The 20,055-nt window shown below is 45.9% G+C and carries 7 protein-coding genes and 1 pseudogene; 7 read left to right on the top strand and 1 reads right to left on the bottom strand.

Going from position 1 to position 20,055, the window contains the following annotated elements; genetic code table 11:
- The first annotated feature begins 23 nt into the window (after positions 1–23).
- The 4 genes and pseudogenes from uvsE (at position 24) to AC0J5I_RS00550 (ending at position 7,143) form a co-directional block, all read left to right on the top strand.
- A complete protein-coding gene (uvsE, locus tag AC0J5I_RS00565; protein WP_475302023.1) occupies positions 24–1,280 on the top strand; it encodes a UV DNA damage repair endonuclease UvsE in 1,257 nt (418 codons plus the stop codon).
- A gap of 86 nt (positions 1,281–1,366) precedes the next feature.
- Positions 1,367–1,522, top strand: a pseudogene (locus AC0J5I_RS00560) (PTS system mannose/fructose/sorbose family transporter subunit IID); the annotation flags it as partial.
- Positions 1,523–2,038: 516 nt separating this feature from the next.
- Complete coding sequence (locus AC0J5I_RS00555) at positions 2,039–4,636, top strand: hypothetical protein (RefSeq protein ID WP_475302019.1); 2,598 nt, start codon at positions 2,039–2,041, stop codon at positions 4,634–4,636.
- Between the two features lie 2 nt (positions 4,637–4,638).
- Positions 4,639–7,143, top strand: coding sequence for a hypothetical protein (locus tag AC0J5I_RS00550; RefSeq protein ID WP_475302016.1), 2,505 nt, complete (start codon positions 4,639–4,641; stop codon positions 7,141–7,143).
- A 590-nt stretch (positions 7,144–7,733) separates the two neighbouring features.
- On the opposite strand, the gene AC0J5I_RS00545 is transcribed toward AC0J5I_RS00550, so the two are convergent.
- Positions 7,734–10,847 carry an ATP-binding protein gene (locus AC0J5I_RS00545; RefSeq protein ID WP_475302012.1) on the bottom strand — a complete coding sequence of 1,038 codons (3,114 nt, stop codon included), beginning with the start codon at positions 10,845–10,847 and terminating at the stop codon, positions 7,734–7,736.
- A 191-nt stretch (positions 10,848–11,038) separates the two neighbouring features.
- Here AC0J5I_RS00545 and AC0J5I_RS00540 point away from each other — a divergent pair, with 191 nt between their 5' ends.
- From AC0J5I_RS00540 to AC0J5I_RS00530, 3 genes are all read left to right on the top strand, one after another.
- The gene (locus tag AC0J5I_RS00540; protein WP_475302009.1) at positions 11,039–11,668 is read left to right on the top strand and encodes a class D sortase; all 630 of its coding nucleotides are present in this window, start codon (positions 11,039–11,041) and stop codon (positions 11,666–11,668) included.
- A gap of 133 nt (positions 11,669–11,801) precedes the next feature.
- Positions 11,802–18,053, top strand: a complete 6,252-nt coding sequence (locus AC0J5I_RS00535) for a SpaA isopeptide-forming pilin-related protein (RefSeq protein WP_475302006.1) — start codon at positions 11,802–11,804, stop codon at positions 18,051–18,053.
- Positions 18,054–18,144: 91 nt separating this feature from the next.
- Positions 18,145–19,284 (top strand): response regulator, encoded by a 1,140-nt coding sequence (locus tag AC0J5I_RS00530; RefSeq protein ID WP_475302001.1) that lies wholly within the window; start codon positions 18,145–18,147, stop codon positions 19,282–19,284.
- The last annotated feature ends 771 nt before the right edge of the window (positions 19,285–20,055 follow it).

Raw genomic sequence — 20,055 nt, 5'->3', positions numbered from 1 at the left:
TGAAAACCCAAAGGAGGACCACTATGTCAATCGGCTATGCCTGCCTGAACATTGGCACACCCAACACAAACATCCGCAGCGTGATGCAACGGAACGCAACTCCGGAGAAACTGACGGAGGTGACCGCGCACAACATCGCCGCCTTAGAGCGAATGGTCGACTACAACATCGCCAATGACATCCGGCTCTATCGCATCAGTTCAGACCTGATCCCTTTCGGTTCGAGTCCGGTCAACATACTTGATTGGCCGGAAACCCATAAGGAAGTATTCGATCGCATCGGTGCCAAAATCCGCAGAGGCAGCATGCGGGTATCGTTCCACCCGGGCCAATACACCGTCCTGAATTCGCCGACCGAAGATGTTGTCGAGCGCGCCATCGAGGATCTGATTTATCATGCCAAAATCCTGACCGCGCTCGGCACTGATACCACGAACAAAATCGTCTTGCATGTCGGCGGCATCTACGGGGATAAAGAAGCGGCGCTCAATCGCTTTGCAGAGAACTTCCAGTGCCTGCCGGAAAGTGTCAAAAACCGACTTATCATTGAGAACGACGATCGGCTCTACAATATCGAAGAAGTCCTCGAACTGGCGAATCGACTCCAGATCCCGTCGGTATTCGACAACCTGCATCATGCCATCAATCCGCCGCCTTCAGGGGGAAATGACCAGTACTGGATCGCCGAAGCCAACAATACCTGGAAAGAGGCGGACGGCAAGCAGAAAATCCATTACTCCCAGCAGGCTCCTAGCAAACGACCAGGTGCCCACACCGATACTATCGACTTGGAAACCTTCCTCCAGTTTTACAACCAGCTAGAAGACCAAGCCATCGATATCATGCTGGAAGTGAAGGACAAAAACCTCTCCGCCATTAAATGTCAAAACGCAACAACTGATAATAATCGCATAGCGTTGCTCGAAAAAGAGTGGGGACGATACAAGTATACAATCCTCGAAAAATCTGCTGCCGACTACCAAGCTATCCGAACGCTCTTGAAGGACAAGACTACCTATCCGGTAAGAGAATTCTACAGCCTGATTGAGGGCGCTCTTACAAAGGAGATACAAACTGGTGCCGCCGAGAATGCAGCCCAGCATGTATGGGGGTATTTCAAAAAAAAAGCGACACCACAGGAGCGCGCAGCTTTCGAGAAAAGTATTGGAAATTACCGCAACACTACCGGTAGCTTGGCAACGATGAAACGACAGCTGTTTAAGTTGGCGACGAAGTATGAAGAAGACTATTTGATTCAATCATTATATTTCTATATTTAGAGAAGGTAAAACAGGCCAAGCAAGAGTTAACCTTGCTTGGCCTGTTTGCGTTCAGATTTTTATTTTCAGAGAATATTTAACTTGTGCCAACCGTTTCTTCAGTGAAACTTTCAGAAGGTGCATTTATCGAGTGGGAAAACCTGCCAAGTGGCACTGCTGGCATCCAGCAAGCGCTGAACCAATACACTTCAGGCTTGTCACTTACAGATACAAAAGTTACGACCTTGCAGAACAATTTGGATCTTAATAATACACTTCGATAGGATACTTATCTTCGAACCACCTCATGACTGAAGCTTTTCAATTGCCTTATCCTGCATCCCCACTTTAACGACCACCTTCTTGATTGGCGCCGGTACATCAACCGCTAACCCTGAACGGCGCACCCTGCAGTGTGAACACCGCGAACTGCCCCATGCACCACGGAATGATCGCCTTTTGCATCGAAGAACAGCATTTCCCTGGCGCCTAATCTCCGGTGAAGCCGCACTGACCGGAGGTGACAATCATCCTGGCATTCCTCATCCGACGAGCATCCGCTTCTCGAATGAGAACGACCTTCAACATTCTCTCCTCCGAGAAGGATAGGTTCCCCGGAAAATGGGTCCCAAAAATGGGCACCACCTTCGATGCAGTATTTTCATTTCAAGGAAAACTATACCAATAAAGACTATATTTCAGAGCGAATATTGAAAATAATTCACAATAGAGGAACTTTCTTGTGGTATATTATACGAAAAAAGAATGGGAGTGATAATATGACAGAAGACAAAAGAGAACGCATTTTTTTTCAAGATCTTCGAGTAAATTGGAATAACGCGACAACGGAGTACCTATTTACACAGTTTACATCTTTGGATGAATTAAAGGAAAGTGATTATTTATACAAAAACCAATTGAAAGACGCCCTCGAGTGGGTAAAGTCTGTAACAAGTAAGGATAATAATAGTACAAAAAATAATATCAATAATATCTTTAGTATAATCGGAGACCGTGGAACAGGGAAAAGTTCCTTTGAAGAAACGTTAGGTGAGGCCCTAACAACGAATAAATATTTACCCTCCGAGAATAACAATGATGGAATATATGTTTTACCGAAGATAGACCCTACTATTTTTGATGGGAAATTAGATATTGTAGAACTTTTTGTTGCAATGCTAAAAAGTGAAGTAGAAGATATCCGAGATAATAATCGTTTGGATAATAAATATTTTCAGGATAAAACCGGTTTTACTAGCATCGTAAATGAAATAATCACAGTACTAAAAAATAGACGAATCGAAAAAAGTGCCTTTTCAGAAAAAAATTCAGGGATGGAAGTACTGACACATATACAAGATCAGCAAAATTTTCGCAAGAAAATAAATGAACTTATTGAATATTTTTTGAATGTGATAAATTATAATGAAAATAAATATTTATATATTGCGCTTCAAGTCGATGATTTGGATTTAGTACCCAACACAGTTATGAGTCAAATGTTGCATGATATAGTTGATTTTCTGAAAAATCAACAAAAATTAATCATTTTCATAGCGTATCGAGAAGAACAACTCATTAACTCAGTAATGGATGCTCTAACGGTCGATAATGATCATTTGCTTCTGCATAAGGAAATCAAGTTGAGTGAGCTCAGAGAGCAAAGCGCCAATTTCGTTGAGAAAAGTTTACCTCGACCACAAAGAGTTTATCTTGAAATAGATTCTGCTACTAAGGTAAAGGGCATACTGAGTCCGTTTATCACTGAAAATACCCCTGACTTTTTTGATCAGTATGGGGATGACGTAACATTGCAAAAATTTGTTCAGTTGCAAGTAATGGAGCAAATTAGGCTGCAGGTTGAACCTATTGATAAATTTGAGTATACACGTTTTGTATATCCAAGCAGCATTAGGGGAGCTTTGCAGTACTTAGAAGTATTACACAAAATGAACAATTATCAAAAAATAGTGGAAATGAACAATAGTGAACAAAAAAAACATGTAGAAATAATTAATCAATTTACAGCACTAAAAGATAATATTTTTAGTTACAGAAACTATATAATTTCAAAATTTAGCGAGGACTTATCAAAAGAATCATTTGGAATATTGAATGAATGGTTGAAAAGGGACGCCTTCTCGAGGAATATTTTTATTTGCACAAAATTATTTTCAAAGGTTCAAGAGTTGCGCAAAGACCGTGAATTATCTCCTTCTGAAGAAATAATAATGAACAAACAATCCTATAATTCGAGCCTTGGTGACGTTTTCTCTGCGCTGGAAACTTATAAAGCAGCGTTCAGAAATTCTGAAGATCGCTTGCAATTGATATATGGCATTAAAATAATGTACTCAGTGGAGAGTTTAATTGCTTTTATTGAGGCATCCATGAACTACTATAGCCTAAGCGAATCAGATGCATTAGATGATATTGAAAATCGAATTGGATTGGATAAATATAGGTGCTTAGTGAGAGGTAAAATAATGCCTGATTCTTATTATTATAATGACTATATAGTTTCCGGTGAAACATTTCTAAGCTATTCAGGAGAACAGGAGGAATTTATCCGAAAAATTGTATACAGCGATATAGCAGCAAAAGGAGAGATAGAAACTAAAGGAAAGTCAGCATTAGCCTATACGCTTAAATGGAGTCAAATGCAATATAGGGAGTTCTTCAAAAAGCAGAATTTTAAATTTAATAGAAAATATCATATTGATCCATACGCTCAATTGACTGATTTAGATTATTTAATGGAAGTAATTAAAGAGTTTTCTGCTGAAAATCCCAAGATGTACGTATTTTATTCGATGTTTGATTTAGACTTCTTTGTTCGGAAAAATTATACAAGACAGTCATTAAAAAATGAAATTGAAGCGTGGGAATACGCTTACGATTGTGTCAATGAGAGTATAATTGGGAGCCAGCTTAGAACTGTAGAAGAGATAGCGATGCGCAACAAAATGGTTGTACCACTTTTTGGAGTATTTGAAGAAAATATAAGTAGAATTTCTACAGAATATATCCCTCTGTTTTCAAAAAATGAAATTAGCGAATATCTTGAGGCTAGAGAAGTAATCGATCAACGACTCGCAAATAATAAGTTAATAGGGCTTTACAAAAAAGCAATAGATTCTAAACTTGCTAAAGACGGCAAAAATTTTTTCAGAGGTTTTAAAAAAACATATGGTTCATTATGGCTAACAGTTTTAAGTTTAGATGATATAAAAAGAGCAGAGCTCTTAATTGAACCAGGGAATAAGAACGGACTAAAAGATAAAGATTGGGAAATAATGAGAGAATTGGAGGAGTTTATAATTGAAGATCTAAGCACAAATCCTGAGCGTTCAGAAATTGAAAGCCAGGATAACTAGTTATGAAACGTCATGAATTTTTTTATAGAGACATAGACCGTGTACTCAGAATCATTTACCGTGAATTGGTGTTTGAACATTTCAACCAACCAATTACTATTACCAACTACAGTGAGATACTGGAAAAATTCAATCTGAATAACTGGGAGTTTCAAACGGAGGTAATCAACAAGTATCTACAGGTTTATCCCGATAATTATAACCGAGAGGACTTGGAAGTACTTCTAAGCAACTTAGCAGAAATATTAAAGAGACAATATGGCAGTGCAAATTCCGTTTACCTCATTTTTTTAGTCTCAAATGAAATTTTTCATCAATCGAACAAAGAAATGTACGTAGATTTTTTTGATTTATTGGAATGGGATGGCTATCGAAATAAACTGGACACTAAGTTATTTTTATCAGCTTACGTAATCCAAAAAGATCTAAAAATGAATCAGGCCCCTTTAAATAGTGTGTTAGCGCATAACAATAAGCGGATTTATGACATTATGCGGCGCAACAGATTATCCGAGAATCACATGCATTTAAAGGCATCAGGCTATACAGAAGAAATTAACTGGCGGTCATTTGTAAAAAAAGATTTAAGCGATATAAACAGGTACGAGCAATTCGTCAACTCTGACGGCATATTTAAAGAATTTCGAAAGACCCCCGAAAATAAAAATGAATTGCTTCAATTTGTTTTGAAGTTCAAAGTGATCCGAATAATCCTATCTTGTAGTCTACGGGAAGATGAAGATAAAATTAAAGAGATAACAACAATATTCAAGAAGAATATTGATCGCATATTAAAGTCGCAAGATGTCATCAACACACTCTCGGTAGTTGGTCTATACAAAAAAATTCGTAATTTTGAAGAATATGAAAACTTTCTTCAGGATCAAAAATATCCCTCAAATGACTTAACTAGTTTTGCACTTTCTGAGAGTGATTTCATGAAACAAATCATGGAATTTATTTACAAATCTGAAGAAGATTCCAATTTTATTGGCTACCTGTTCAATCTATATATAGCTGGTATGACGGCATTAAAGTTTCAATTCGTGCAAGACAATCTGGGAATGGGATTTTCCAGATTCAAGGAAAAAGAAGACAACAAAAACCATTTTGTGGATGACAAAGATAGTGATTGTGCGATTATCCAGAGCGTATTTCATAAATATTATAGGGAGAAATATATTAAGAAAATTGAGTTGAGAATTGGTCCAAAAGAGAATATCTCGGAATATGTTTCATTAATTGCTGATATCGATCGATATAATGAAGAAGAATTTGAAGAAGCAAAAAGAGAGTTAAATGGAACAGGGGCGACGCTAAATAAGATTCGGTATGGATTGATTATTCATTTTATAAAAATGTTGAAAAAACCAAGCGAAAATCATATCACTGACCAATATAACAAACGCATGGACTTGAATAGTCAGTCTGAATTTTTGCTGGAAGCGATAACGTACCTCGAAAAAAATGCTGAAAATAAAATTGTTGGAATTGACACCGCTAATTTTGAAAAAAATAATCGACCTGAATTGTATGGACCGACTTATCGGAAAATTAGAAACTGTAGTCCAACGGAGAGCGTTATCGGTGCAACGTTCCATGTGGGAGAGGAATTTTCGACGTTGTGTAACGGGTTGAGGGCAATCGACGAAGTTCTGCAGTTTTTGGATTACCGTGCAAATGATCGGCTAGGACATGCTTTGGCATTAGGAATAGATCCAGATCATTATTTTAAGGTGAAGCGAGATAATGTTATTTGTTCTCTGGGTGATTATTTAGATGACCTCGCTTGGTTATATGCAATCCTGTTAGAAGGAGGATCAAATGCAGCGCTATTGCTGTACTTGCGTGACGAATTTGAAAAATACAAATTCCAGTTATTTGAGTCCACGCTTCCTACTGAGGATATTCCTAGTTTCGATGACTACTTAGCATCCATTTATCTAAGGGGAGACTGCCCAGATACTCATTTTGATTTAAAAAATGAGTCATATGACAACTTACGATTTTTTGAATATAAGTTTAATACAAGTAACAAGCATCATAAACAGTCGTTCTTGAATAAAAAGGCACGCATGCTCTTTCTGCGTTATTCTTTCGATCCAAATTATAGAGAACGTGCAGAATCGCCTTTTCAAACAAAGGTCACTGACAAATATAAAGAGTGTGTAAAACTTGCACAACGGCTTTTGAAAATAAAAATACGTAATATGCATGTGTATATTGAAGCAAATCCGACATCTAATAAGAAAATCTCAATTATGACTAAATATTCAGAAATTCCTGCATTAGCAATCAGTGGACCGGCATTGTTGGGTGACCAAGATAGCATTCAATTAGCTGTTTCTATAAACACGGATGACAGTAGTATCTTTCAGACGAATCTCATCAACGAATACTCGCTAGTAGCAGCATCACTACTAAAAGAAGGATACTTAGAAAATGAAGTGTATGCTTATATTGAGGAGCTTGCAATCGCTTCGAATGTCCACTCGTTTATTGAGTGATTTGGTAAAAATGTGATAGACAAAACTTTAAAGACGTACTTATGTGCCGGAATCTGTCTTTATGATGCCTTTGACGTTCGTTTAAGGGAGTTATCTCTGTTTTGGAGAGACCACCCTAGCCAGCTAATAAATAATTCCGAGGATAAGCTACTTGGGAACTTTGTCATGAATGTAGTCCAAAGGAGCGAGGAAACTATAAACGCCTGCGATGAACGCCAAGCATTCTACTTCGGCCAAATTGCGTAAGAAGTACAAAATGAAAGACTGGGGCAATTCTGTCTGAAAAAGAAGGTCAAAAGCAAAAGCCGTAAAACACTATGATTGTCAGTGTTTTACGGCTTTTTTGCGCATTATTGGTTTCTGCTGATCAGCTAAAAACATCCTGCGTCTGACCACACATCCAAAACCACGCCTGTAACTCCGATGAAGCCTAGCTCATAGGAGTACAGACAGATAGCGGACAAGCAAATCCGGCGGGCGCAAGCTCCGCCGGAAGACCAATCCGAATCCAACGGGCTTGCTCCGGCCAAACCCTGTTTCGTCGGAGATCTCGGCGAACCCCAACGACAACCACTACCATAAAAATCCACTCACTCTTTCGGTACCTCAAAGAACACCGTAGTACCATCATCCACAATACTAAAGATAGTCAGTTCCTTCCCGAATAGCTGTTTCAGGCGTCGGTTGGTGTTGTGGATGCCGATACCATTGTCGGAGTGACCTTTCCGCAACAAGTCGACCTGATCAGCGCTCATCCCGACGCCGTCGTCACGTATTGTGACCGTAATGGTGTCCACTTCTTTGGCGATGCGGATCTGTATTGTACCACCTTTGATGCGTTTCAAGATACCATGCTTGATCGCATTTTCGACGATCGGCTGGATCGAGAGTGGAGGAATTTTGAATGAAAGCGACTCGTCCACGTCCCAAAAAATATGGATTCGGTCACCGAAGCGTTGTTTTTGAATGAATAGGTAGGCTTCCAGGAGGTCAAGTTCATGCCGTATCGGGACGAGCGGCTGTGCATTTTCGGAACCAAAGCTGTAGCGGAGGTAGTCGCCGAACGCAATCAGCAGTTCCGTCATCCTCCCGATGTCGCTTTCAGCCAGGGAAACAATCGAGTTGATCGTATTGAATAAAAAGTGTGGCTGGATCTGGGCCTGAAGAAGCGCAGCCTCCATCCGAAACCGTTCGTTGATGGAGGCTTTCAAATGAACCAATGTGTTGATCCGAGCCTTCAGCACATATCCTTCGATCGGCTTCGTCACATAGTCATTCGCACCCGCACGGAAACCGGAAACGATATCCTCTGCTTGTCCACGCGCCGTAAGCAAGAGGATAGGTAATTCAAACAAAGTGAATCGTTTGCGGATCCGGCGCGTCAGTTCATAGCCGGACATGTGCGGCATCATCACGTCAGCCACCACGATATCCCAAGAGCCTCGCTCAAGGAGCGCTATAGCTTCTATACCGTTGGCTGCTGTTGAAACGGCGTAGTCGGGAGCTGGGAAGAGGGTCTGAAGGATTTTAAGGTTTACCGGATCATCATCGACCGCAAGCAACCGGATTACATCTGCCACGCCGTACTGCCCCTTCTGCGAAATGGTTTCCGCAAATTGTGCAGTACGCATCATTGGACTGCTGTCTTCCTCAGCAACCGTTTGGACGCCCACAGTCATAAATTCCACTGGTCCACGCCCCGCTACTGCTGGCTCCGCAATAGCGGTCTCATAACCATTTGAATCTATCGCTACAGCCAGTGGAAGTGTGAAGGTGAACAGCGTACCTTCACCCACGATCGACGATACGTTGAGTTCGCCACCATGCAGGTTCACGAGTCGCTGGCAGATGTTTAAGCCTATGCCAATGCCGCTATTGTCGGTGACACGGTTGTGTGTTGACGCTTGAGTATAGCGGTCGAACAGAGCATCGAGTTGGTTAGAATCGATTCCGACCCCATCGTCACTTACCTCAATTTGCGCGACCCCGTCGACGACTGCCGCTGATACGGCCAGTTCACTCGCGTCAGCGTATTTGACCGCGTTGTGCAGTAAGTTGAACAGAATCTGAATCAGTCTGTTTTGGTCGGCGTAGATAAGAGGAAAGTCCTCCGGTATCCGGCTTACCAATCGGACGGTTTTACCGTCAGTCAGGTAGCCGATCATATCCAGAACCGCTCCAGTTGTATTCTGTAAAGACACATTCCTCTGATTCAGATGCATCAGGTTCAGATTGAATTGCTCCAGATCCAGCAAGAGGTTCAAAAGGGTGGACATATGCTTTCCAATCGCCTGCAGCAGCTCCAAATCGTTCTTGGCTGGCGCACTGATCCGGCCGATTTCCTTTTCGATCACAGAGTCAGTGATGTTCAGGATAGCATGCAACGGATTGCGCATCTCGTGCGCTACGGTCGTCAGAAATTCATCCTTTTGCGTATCCGCAGCCTGCAATTTACTAGTCAGTTCCTGTGACTGCCGTAAAATCCGGAAATAGCGTTTGAACCAATAACCGGAAAAACAAAACAACGCAATCATAAGATCGAACGGATAAGAGACCATCCTGATTGAAAAGATTTCATTGACAATCAGCCAGAACAGGCTCCACAAAGAAGCGACTCCAGCCAAAAGCAGGAAGAAATTATCCTCGTCAATCCGTTTCGTCGCATAGACGAGCATCAACGGCGTCAGCATGCAAGGAAGAAGTGTAAGAATGATGTAAAAGGGAGTCAATTGAAAGTTCAACTGGGCCCGAAGCAGCAAAACAAGTGCCAACGCCGCATAAGTAACGATCGAGTAGAATCGCGAAAAAATATCCGTCCAAAACGGCGGCAACTGTTGTTTGATGGTGTGGAAAAGCGAATATCCCCCGATGAGCACAGTGATAAATATGATTTTTGTCCGCCACTCGTAATTCAGCGGAATCCATTCAAATAAAAGCCTTTCACTGATCAGCGTTCCCAGAATGATACAAATGATCATATTGGAAAAATGGATAAGGCGCTTGTCATTACCGCCCAAAAAGTAAACGAGCAGACTGTATATCGCATGGATAAGATAGATGATACAGGAAAGGATGACGATATTCATCGAAAGGCTCAAATTTCTGGTGAACGGTGCGATCAGACCGAAAGTGATCGACTGCGTAATGCCTTCTTCAAAGGGGTGATGGAAATTGGCATAATGGATGACGACATCAACTATGCCCGTTTCGTTCACGGTATAGTACAGGTTCTGTGGCCGGTTTAACGGTGTGTAGCCTGCTTCGGTTTTCGCGATAACACCATTTTTGGCCACGAGCTCCCCATTGATGTAGACTTCCGAGGCGCTGCTGACACTCAGGATGCGCAAACCGATGCTGGTATCCTCTCCCGGCTCGAGCAGAATTTTCAAACGATAAGTACCAAAGTCGAAGTTTCCGGATGCGCCATCCTTATTAGCGCTCATACTCGGGACTGAAACGTATTCCGGAAGGGAGGTACTTGATTCGCCTGTGTCCTCCAACAAGAATGCCTCCGGATAAAAGGCCCATTCGCCGTCCAAGGGGAGCGTGTGTTCAGTGAGTGGCCCCCAATCCCGCAGATCGAGTGTCCCGTTTTCGGCGACAGGGGAGTCTGGCAAAGTGAAGGAATTGAGCCATAGCAGACGGCAGGCTGCCAATAGCGACAGGAATAAGGCAATTCTCCAAAATATTTTTTTATTTGTCATTGTCCATTGATAGGGAAATACCCGTGTATCTCCGCTCCTTTCTTACACAAAGATACCTTGTGTCACATGAATAATCAAGCCGTCAAATATGTGCAGAATTTGTACAGATGAATGCGCTAGTTTGTAAGATATAAGAATTTATATATTTATTTAAACTTTATTGAGAAAAACGTTCCGAAAGGGGGAGTGTTATGAAAAGAATAATCGGCTTCGGTCTGTTTGCAATCGGAATCGTTCTGATCGGATTTTCCGTTTACCAGCTCCATTGGCAACACACCAGCACGGAAAAAGCGTTGGCCGTTGCCGAAGAGCTGATTGCGGCTCGGGATGAAAGCGGACAGAATGCGCTTGAAGCAGAAGCAGCAACGACAGGCCAAGCCAGTGCAACAAGCGAGTCGAACTATCAAACGGACGACATCATCGGCATCCTGAAGATTCCGGCGCTCGCCGAAACGTATCCCATCATCGAAGGGACGGACGAGGAGATGCTCGTGAAGGGCGTCGGCCATTATCCGACGACCGCGGTGCCGGGCGGCAATGAACAGATTCTGCTGTCGGGCCACCGCGGAACGGTTTTCCAACGGCTTGGGGAACTGCAGGCCGGCGACCGGTTCATCGTCGAGATGGTTTACGGCCGCTTCGAATACGAAATGCGCACATCGGAAATCGTCTCCGCCGACGACACAACCGTCATCACGCCGCGCGGGGAAGAAATGCTGACGCTGTCGACCTGTTATCCCTTCAGCTACATCGGCCCCGCCCCGGAACGCTACATCATTTATGCTTATCCGGTGGACGAGGACAGTGTCGCTCAGGATTGAAAACCTGCAGTGAATCCGCAAGTCAGCAATCAGCGCACCGCTTGAAACGAATGTGCAGATATTGTGCAGTTCAAAGCTGTATATTTTCAAAGATACAACCAGATGAACAGTTTAGCCAAAAGGAGAAGAGAGAATGAAACTGAGTAGGAAATACAGGCCAAGAAGAATGGGTGCCTTCGCCTTAGTCTTTGTGCTGTTGCTGAATACATTGACCGGTGCCCTCGCGCCGATTTATGCAGCAAGCGAGAATACAAAAAGCATCCTGACTGATGTGCATGTCACCGACGAAACAGGCAATGTCCTCGGCGAAAGCCAGAATGAGGCGGCCAGCATCACCAGCGCTGCTGACGTCCTGATCGCATATGACTGGTCGCTGACCGGGGTGGATGCGCAGACGGACGATACCTTCAGTTATCTGCTGCCGATGCAGCTGCAAGTGAAGGAACCACAGCAAGGCAGCCTGCTGTCGGATGAAGGGGTCGAAATAGCGACCTATCAGGTAAATTTGGACGGAACAGTGGCCATCCTCTTCAACGCAGCGGCCGCGGCTCATCCGGAAGCTTTCGGTAGTCTGACGATCCGAGCAGGCTTTGATGCGACCGTCCTCGCAGAAGCCACAGAGGCCACACTGTTGTTCCAGCTTGCCGAAACAGAAAAAACGGTTCTGCTGCAGTTTGACCAAAATACCCCAGCAGCAGAACCTGAAGCGACTGAAGCACAGCCTGAAGCAGCTGACGTGGAAGTGGAACAACCTGCAGCCGCAACACCAGCGTTGATGGCAAGAAGCCTTGGTTATTCAGCGCAGGTGATCACGGAAAACCTGATCACGGATGTCGACTTGCTGGAACGGCTGCCTGACGGGACCGAAGTAGTCCTGGTCCCAGGTGAAGAGATCACGGTTGACAATCCGTTCGACGTCTTCCAAGTTGCAATCAACTACTCGTTCGCCTTGCCGAACGGGCACAGCTATGGTGACGGATCAACTTACACGATCGTCATCCCAGAAGTGTTCAAAGTGCTGCCGAATCCGGAGGCAACCGAGCTGAAGTCCCAAGACGGCACCGTCTTCGGATCGTTCATCGTCACGAGCGACCGCGAAATCGTGATTACGTTCAACGAGAATATCGAAGAGAACTCCGACATCAGCGGCTACATCAAACTGTTCTCCGAGTTCGATGCACACTACAAAGGCCAGGCGGACACGGAAATCAACTTCCCTGTATCCGGCGGGGCGACGATCACTTATCCGATCACGTTCATCCCGAACGCGAACGCAATCGCCAAGATTGGTGTGCCGGACAAGGCCTACAATACGAAGGCCATTACCTGGACCGTCGATCTCAACAAGAATCTGAGCGTGATTGAAGATGCCGTCGTAACCGACGCAGCGGCAGTCGGCGAGCATACTTTCAAGGCAGGCTCGCTGAAAGTCTACAAGCTTTCCATGAACGCGGACGGCACGATTGACGAAACGAAGACGGTTGAAGTGACCGACCACGGTTTCGGCGAGGCTTTCCCGCTCCAACTCGGCACGATCGATTCGGCCTATCGTTTGGTCTATGAAACTGTCATTCAGGATGATGCCGGGACCAGCTACCGCAACAATGTCAGCCTGAGCGGCTCAAATCAGGAACCGGTATCTGCGCAAGCGACAGTCGCGGTCAAACGCGGAGTACCGCTCGACAAAACGGCAAAAGCTTACGACAGCCGGACCCAGACGATCAGCTGGGAAGTGAAGTACAATTACAATGAAAAAGCGATTCCGCAGGACAAGGCCCTTTTGACGGACACCTTCGGATCGAATCAAAAACTTGTTTACACAAGCACGCCTAAGGACGGTTTTACTGTTTACCGCGTGACGATCGATCCGAATACGGGCGCGGAAACGGGCCAAGTTGCGGTGGACAATTACACAATCACCAAAACCGATACCGGCTTCAGCCTACAATTCGACGATGCTTTGACGAACGCCTACAAGATCGTCTACAAGACGACCGCCGAGAACCGCGTAGAAGCGGGACTTTCCGTCAAGAACAGCATCACCGATGGATTCGGCAACAAGGACGAAGCAACCCAAGGCATCGGCCAACAAGTCCTGCTGAAAGCGAACAATTCCGGCAATACCAACTACAACGACAAAACGACCGCCTGGACAATCGCGCTGAACGGCGATGAGTACACCATGACAGGCGTAACCGTAACCGACACGCTTCCGTCAGGCTTCACCCCGAGGGATCCTGTGATCACCCATAATGGGCAAGCTTGGACGGCAGGGGACCAATACACTTGGGCCTTTGACGCGAATACCCGCCAACTGACGATTGCCTTCGCTGCAACCATCAGCAAAAAAGTCGTCATCAGTTACACAACCGACATCAACCACGACCAAACCGAACCGGACACGAACGGATCCTACAAAAACAGCGTCCACATGGTTTGGGCCAACGACGGTTCGAGCGGTTCCGGCGAAGCGAACGGTTCGGCAACCTTCAATCCGGATACGTATACGAAGGCTAATGGATTCAAAGGCGCAGCTTACAACCTGGCGACCAAAGTCATCGACTGGAAGATCGGCGTCAACTACAACAAGGCAACCTTGCAGGATGTCGTTGTGGAGGATGTCATTACCGGCAACCAGAACTTCGATTCAGCTTCGATCCACGTCTACCGGATGAACCTGACCGGATCAGCGAACGGCTACACGGCAGGCGCGGAACTGACGCGCGGCAACAGCCAGAACGAAGGCGAATATGAAGTAGTGACCTACACCGGTCTGAACGGTGAACCAGCATTCCGCGTCAAACTCGGCGATATCACAACGCCGTACCTGATCACCTACCAGACTGATCTCAAAGAGCAATTGGTAGAGAAAACCTACACAAATACCGCTATCGTGAAAAGTGATCAACCGGCCTTCGAGTTGAAGACAACGGTATCTCCATCCTATGGCGGCGAATACACGAAAAAACAGGCAGCCCAGGATGCGGCAAACCCGCGCGTCGTGAACTGGTCAGTCAACATCAACTATGCGCAATCGACCGTATCCAACGTCACTCTGACAGATACGCCGAGCAAGAATCAAGCCATCCAGAAGGATTCATTCCGACTGTACGCCACGACGACAACTGCGTCCCAGATCCAAAAGAGCGCCGTTCTTGAGGAAGGCAAAGACTATACGATCGTCTTCAAAGAAAATGCAGACGGATCGGAGACCTTCACGCTGGCCTTCACGGACAAACAGATCGAAAGAGCGTATATTTTGGAATACAAAACATACATCCTTTACAAAAACGACGGCTACATCTCGAATGATGCGACTTTCAACGGCGAAGAGACCGTTGGCGTGCCGACGGACAGTTCTGTCCGTGAACGGATTCAGATGTCCGGTATCGAAGGCGGGATCGACGGGAAAATCGGTAGCCTGGAAGTGACCAAAGTCGACGCCAAGACGAAAGCAACGCTGGCTGGCGCGACCTTCACTTTGTACGACAAGACCGGCTCAATCGCGCTGCGCACGTACGTGACCGGCGAAGACGGCAAGGCTGTGTTCAACAATCTGTTGTACGGCGACTACATCCTGAAAGAAGCCGGCGCGCCGGAAGGCTATGTGGTCGGCATCAAGGATCAACAGACGGCGACCGTCGATGCTGAGAAGAGCACACTCACGATCGCCAACAAAAAGATCATCCGGGCGGTAGAACTGACCAAGACGGACAAAGAAACCGGCGCTGTGCTGGAAGGCGCAGTATTTGAACTGCAACAGAAAGTCGGCGATACCTACAAGACGGTCGCAAACCTAACGACCGACAAGGATGGCATCATCTATAAAGGCGACTTGGAAGCGGGAGAATACCGCTTCGTTGAGATCGTAGCACCGGAAGGCTACCAAAAGTTGGCCGAACCGATTGTGTTTACGATTGCGGAAAAACAAACCGAAGCGACCATAGTGAAGGCCGAAAACCTGAAGCTCGGATCGGTTACCTTGATCAAATTCAATGCAGACGATGCGAAAGAAACCTTGAAAGCTGCAGAGTTCAAGCTGCTCCGTGAAGACGGGAAAGTCATCCACCCAATCTTGCGCACCGACGACGATGGACAAATCTTCGTGGCGAACCTGCAACCTGGGAAATACCAATTTGTTGAAACGAAAGCTCCGAATGCTTTCCAACTGAATGCCGATCCGATCGCTTTCGAAGTGAGAGCCGGTGAAACGCAAACAGTACAAGTGGAAGCGCCGAACGAACTGGTCACAGGCAACGTTCTCTTGACCAAAACTGACGGCACCAGCGGCGAAGCATTGGCCGGAGCCGTATTCACACTCTTCAATGAAAAAGACGAAGTCATCAAGGAAAACCTGACGACGGACGCTGAGGGCAACGTGCTTGTGGAAGACCTGAAGCCAGGCGACTACTACTTTGTAGAAACAAAAGCACCAACCAACTATCAGTTGGATGCCGAAAAACTGACCTTTACGATCGAAAGAAGTGCGTCGACCGAGAAACAGAAAGCTGTGACAGTCTCAGCCGAAAACGAATTGATCCCTGGATCAGTCGTATTGACGAAAGTCGACAAACACAGCGCTGACAAACTTGCGGACGCAGTCTTTGAACTGCAGGATGCGGATGGCAACGTGCTGCAGAAAGATTTGACGACCGATGCAGCCGGACAGATCAGCATCACCGATCTGAGACCAGGCAGCTATCAACTTGTCGAAACCAAAGCACCTGACTATTACCAATTGTTGAAAGAAAAAATCGTGTTCGTGATCGAGAACAGTCAAGAGGAAGCACTCCAACTGACGGCCGAAAACGAACTGATTCGCGGCCAAGTGCTGTTGACGAAGACAGATGCGGATAACGCAGGTGCCCCACTTGCTGGTGCCGTCTTCGCGCTCCAAACTGCGGATGGCAAAGTGATCCAAGCGGAACTCACATCCGATAAAGACGGCACCATCTCCGTCAAGAGTCTGTTGCCTGGCGACTATCGATTCGTCGAAACGGAAGCACCGTTCGGCTACGATCTGGATGCCACTCCGATTCCGTTCACAATCGCCAAAGCCCGCACGACTGCGGATGTGAAAACCGTGAACGCAGCCGCGTCGAACGTCTTGACGACAGGGGCAGTCGAACTGACAAAAGTGGACCGCGACAATGCCGGCCAACCGTTGGCGGAAGTTGTCTTCGCGTTGCAGGATGCAACCGGTAAGACACTCCAGGCCGGTCTCATCACCGATACAGAAGGCCAAATCCTGGTCGAAGGACTAAAACCTGGCAACTACCAATTCGTCGAAACGGAAGCACCGTTCGGCTATGATCTGGATGCCACTCCGATTCCGTTTGTTATCGAATTGGGACCGACGACAACCGTCCAAGTGCAAGCCGAAAACGAATTAACGACCGGCTCTGTCGAACTGATCAAAGTCGACCTCGATGATGAGACCCTCCCAGTAGCTGGCGCTGTCTTCGAACTGCGCGATGCTTCTGGGAAGCTGCTAAAAGAGAAGTTGATGACCGATGCAGACGGCAGCATCCGCGTAACCGAAATGAAACCGGGCGACTATCAATTCGTTGAAATCAAAGCGCCATTCGGTTATGATTTAGACGAAACGCCTATCCTTTTCACAATCGAAAAAGGTCAATTGGAGACGCTGATTAAGACAGCCACGAACGAATTGACGACCGGCGGCGTTATCCTGACGAAAGTCGACAAACACGATCCCGAACGCGTCCTGACTGGTGCGGAATTCAGCTTGGAGACCGAAGCCGGAGAAATCATCCGCGAAAGCTTGACGACGGACAAAGACGGTGAACTGCATGTGGATGATCTGAAGCCGGGCAACTACCGCTTCGTCGAAACGAAAGCACCACAGCATTATCAACTGGACGAAACGCCGATCGCCTTCACGATCGCGAAAGGACAGGAAATCGCTCTGACCGTTCTGGCAAAGAACGAACTGATTACCGGCGCTGTGGCATTGACGAAAGTCGATGCAGTAGACAAACAGCACGTATTGGCAGGAGCGCGCTTCGAACTGCAGGACGCAACCGGCAAGACAATCCAAACCGACCTTGTCACGGATGCGGAAGGTAAAATCAGCATCAGCGGCCTGCGCCCAGGCGACTATCAATTCGTCGAGACACAAGCGCCTGCCGGCTATCAGCGGGATGCGACCCCAGTGAGCTTCACGATCGTCTACAGCCAAGAAAAATCGGTCCAACTGACCGTGACGAACGCGAAGACGCCGGTCAACAAAGAGAAACAGAAGACGAAGCAAAAAGGCTCCTTGCTTCCGGATACCGCCACCGACTTGTTCAATTACCTGCTGGTGGGTGTCCTGTTGCTGCTAGGCGGATTCTTCTTTCTTAAAAGACAGAAAGAACAATAACTAAAGAACCTACAGATGAAAGGTACTTGAGCCAACTTCAACGTCAAACCCCACGACGCAAACGAGACAGCAATGAAGGGATGAAGGATAGATGCGCGCGATGATAGTAGATGATGAACCACTCAGCCTGGATTATTTCGAAAGGCTTCTCGCGGAACGACCGGAAGTGACGCTGATCGGGAGCTACACCGATCCACACCAGGCGCTAGCCAGCGTGGCCGAAGAGAAACCAGAGGTCGTGTTCCTGGACATTGAGATGCCAGAAATCAACGGCATCAGTCTGGCTGAAAAAATCCAAGCGTTCGCTCCCCGGACCAAAATCGTGTTCGTGACCGCTTACCGGGAATACGCAATCCAGGCTTTCGAGCTGAACGCCATCGACTACTTGCTGAAGCCGATTCAAAAGGAGCGACTGGAAAAAACGCTCCAGCGGCTGACTCGTAACAATCCAGAATCGGAAGAAAAAACCAAGCAACCCAGGCTTGAACAGATCTGCATGCTCTCCTCGCTCCGCTTCCAACTCGCTGGCGATGAGGGCAATCAGCTGGAAGTCAAGTGGCGGACTGCGAAAGCTAAGGAACTGTTCGCCTTCCTCTTGCATCATCGCCAAAAACCGATACGGAAGGACCACATCCTGGATGTCATCTGGACCGGCAGCGATCCCGCCAGAAGCGTTGCGCAACTGTACTCAACCATCTACCAGCTCCGCAAACTGATGGAAAAGCTGGCATTGCCGCTGACAATCAACAGCCACAATAACAGCTATCTTTTGGATTTGCAGGGGATGCCCGTAGATGCGGATATCTGGGAACAGCGGCTGCTGGACTGTGAATTGATTGCAAAAGAAACTCTCCCGCAACACCTGGCCGTACTCGAAGCCTACAGCGGGGATTACCTCTCCGAGCATGCTTACCTCTGGGCGGAAGCCGAGCGCGAAAGATTGCGCGCCCTCTGGTTGCACCACGTGACTAAGCTAGGCGCCTACCTGAAGGAGAGTGGAGAAACCACTGGTGCCCTCACGGTCTACCGCACCATCCAAGAGCGCTACCCCTACATGGAGGACACTTCCTTCAGGCTAATGCAACTCTACGACAGACTCGGCGACCGCGACAGCGTCATCCGCTGCTACAAAAAACTCGTCGCCATGCTAAAAGAAGAGTACGACACCCAGCCTTCGGACAATATAAAGGCTTGGTATGACGAGTGGAAAAAACAGATTGTCGATAAATGAAGATTCCGAATAAATAAGCCGCGCTGACAAAATAGTTAGGGTGAGATCTTTATCTGTTGAAATAAAGAAGCCGCATTAACAAACCCCCAAAGAGATTTTCTCTTTGGGGGTTTGTTTTTTTTAGCCCCTGAAGAATATTGAATTCGATTAAATCCCCTTGCGGAAATGAACAGAAAGTGCCAGATATGCGCTACCTGAAGTTATGATTATAGGAATATAAAATAAAGAAACTACGAGGAAAGTTCTATAATGGGGGTGGAACCTATGCCAGAAAAAAAGAAATGAAAAACCTGCAATTATTAACTTTCGTGAAATGTCGAGCCTAAAAGTTCAACGAACGCCCTTTTTATGTGCGCTCTGTTTACTTTTTTCAGATATTTTGACTTATCGAATCGTTGTTATTGGATTAACATGCCCCAAAAGACTTTGTAAATCTGCCATTTTGATCCTGTGGTTCAATGAAGTTGTCGTCATTGTGTACCGAAATACAGGGGAGGTTAAACTCTTTAAAATAGAAACTCTATCACTTGTGCTTGTTAGTTCTCTGTTTATGGAATCTGAATGAAGTTGGCGGTGTGATTTGTTTATTGTAGCGGAGACATAATAATAGTGTTTTTTTGTTTACTCCAATGAATCAAAGGATGATTATAAATGAATTATTGCCGTGGAACTAGGATAAATTACTCGTTGCCTACTAGCTGAATCAAGAATTTGAGATTCTCGAGTTCACACTTTCTTCACACTGTATCCGTTTGCTTTCTTATCGTTCGG

This window comes from Trichococcus sp. TS_SC_9 (assembly GCF_056156325.1).
This window is presented reverse-complemented; position numbering and strand designations above follow the sequence as displayed.

Coding starts and splice junctions, on each gene's coding strand:
- uvsE (WP_475302023.1), top strand. CDS start 24: ATGTCAATCGGCTATGCCTGCCTGAACATTGGCACACCCAACACAAAC.
- AC0J5I_RS00555 (WP_475302019.1), top strand. CDS start 2,039: ATGACAGAAGACAAAAGAGAACGCATTTTTTTTCAAGATCTTCGAGTA.
- AC0J5I_RS00550 (WP_475302016.1), top strand. CDS start 4,639: ATGAAACGTCATGAATTTTTTTATAGAGACATAGACCGTGTACTCAGA.
- AC0J5I_RS00545 (WP_475302012.1), bottom strand. CDS start 10,847: ATGACAAATAAAAAAATATTTTGGAGAATTGCCTTATTCCTGTCGCTA.
- AC0J5I_RS00540 (WP_475302009.1), top strand. CDS start 11,039: ATGAAAAGAATAATCGGCTTCGGTCTGTTTGCAATCGGAATCGTTCTG.
- AC0J5I_RS00535 (WP_475302006.1), top strand. CDS start 11,802: ATGAAACTGAGTAGGAAATACAGGCCAAGAAGAATGGGTGCCTTCGCC.
- AC0J5I_RS00530 (WP_475302001.1), top strand. CDS start 18,145: ATGCGCGCGATGATAGTAGATGATGAACCACTCAGCCTGGATTATTTC.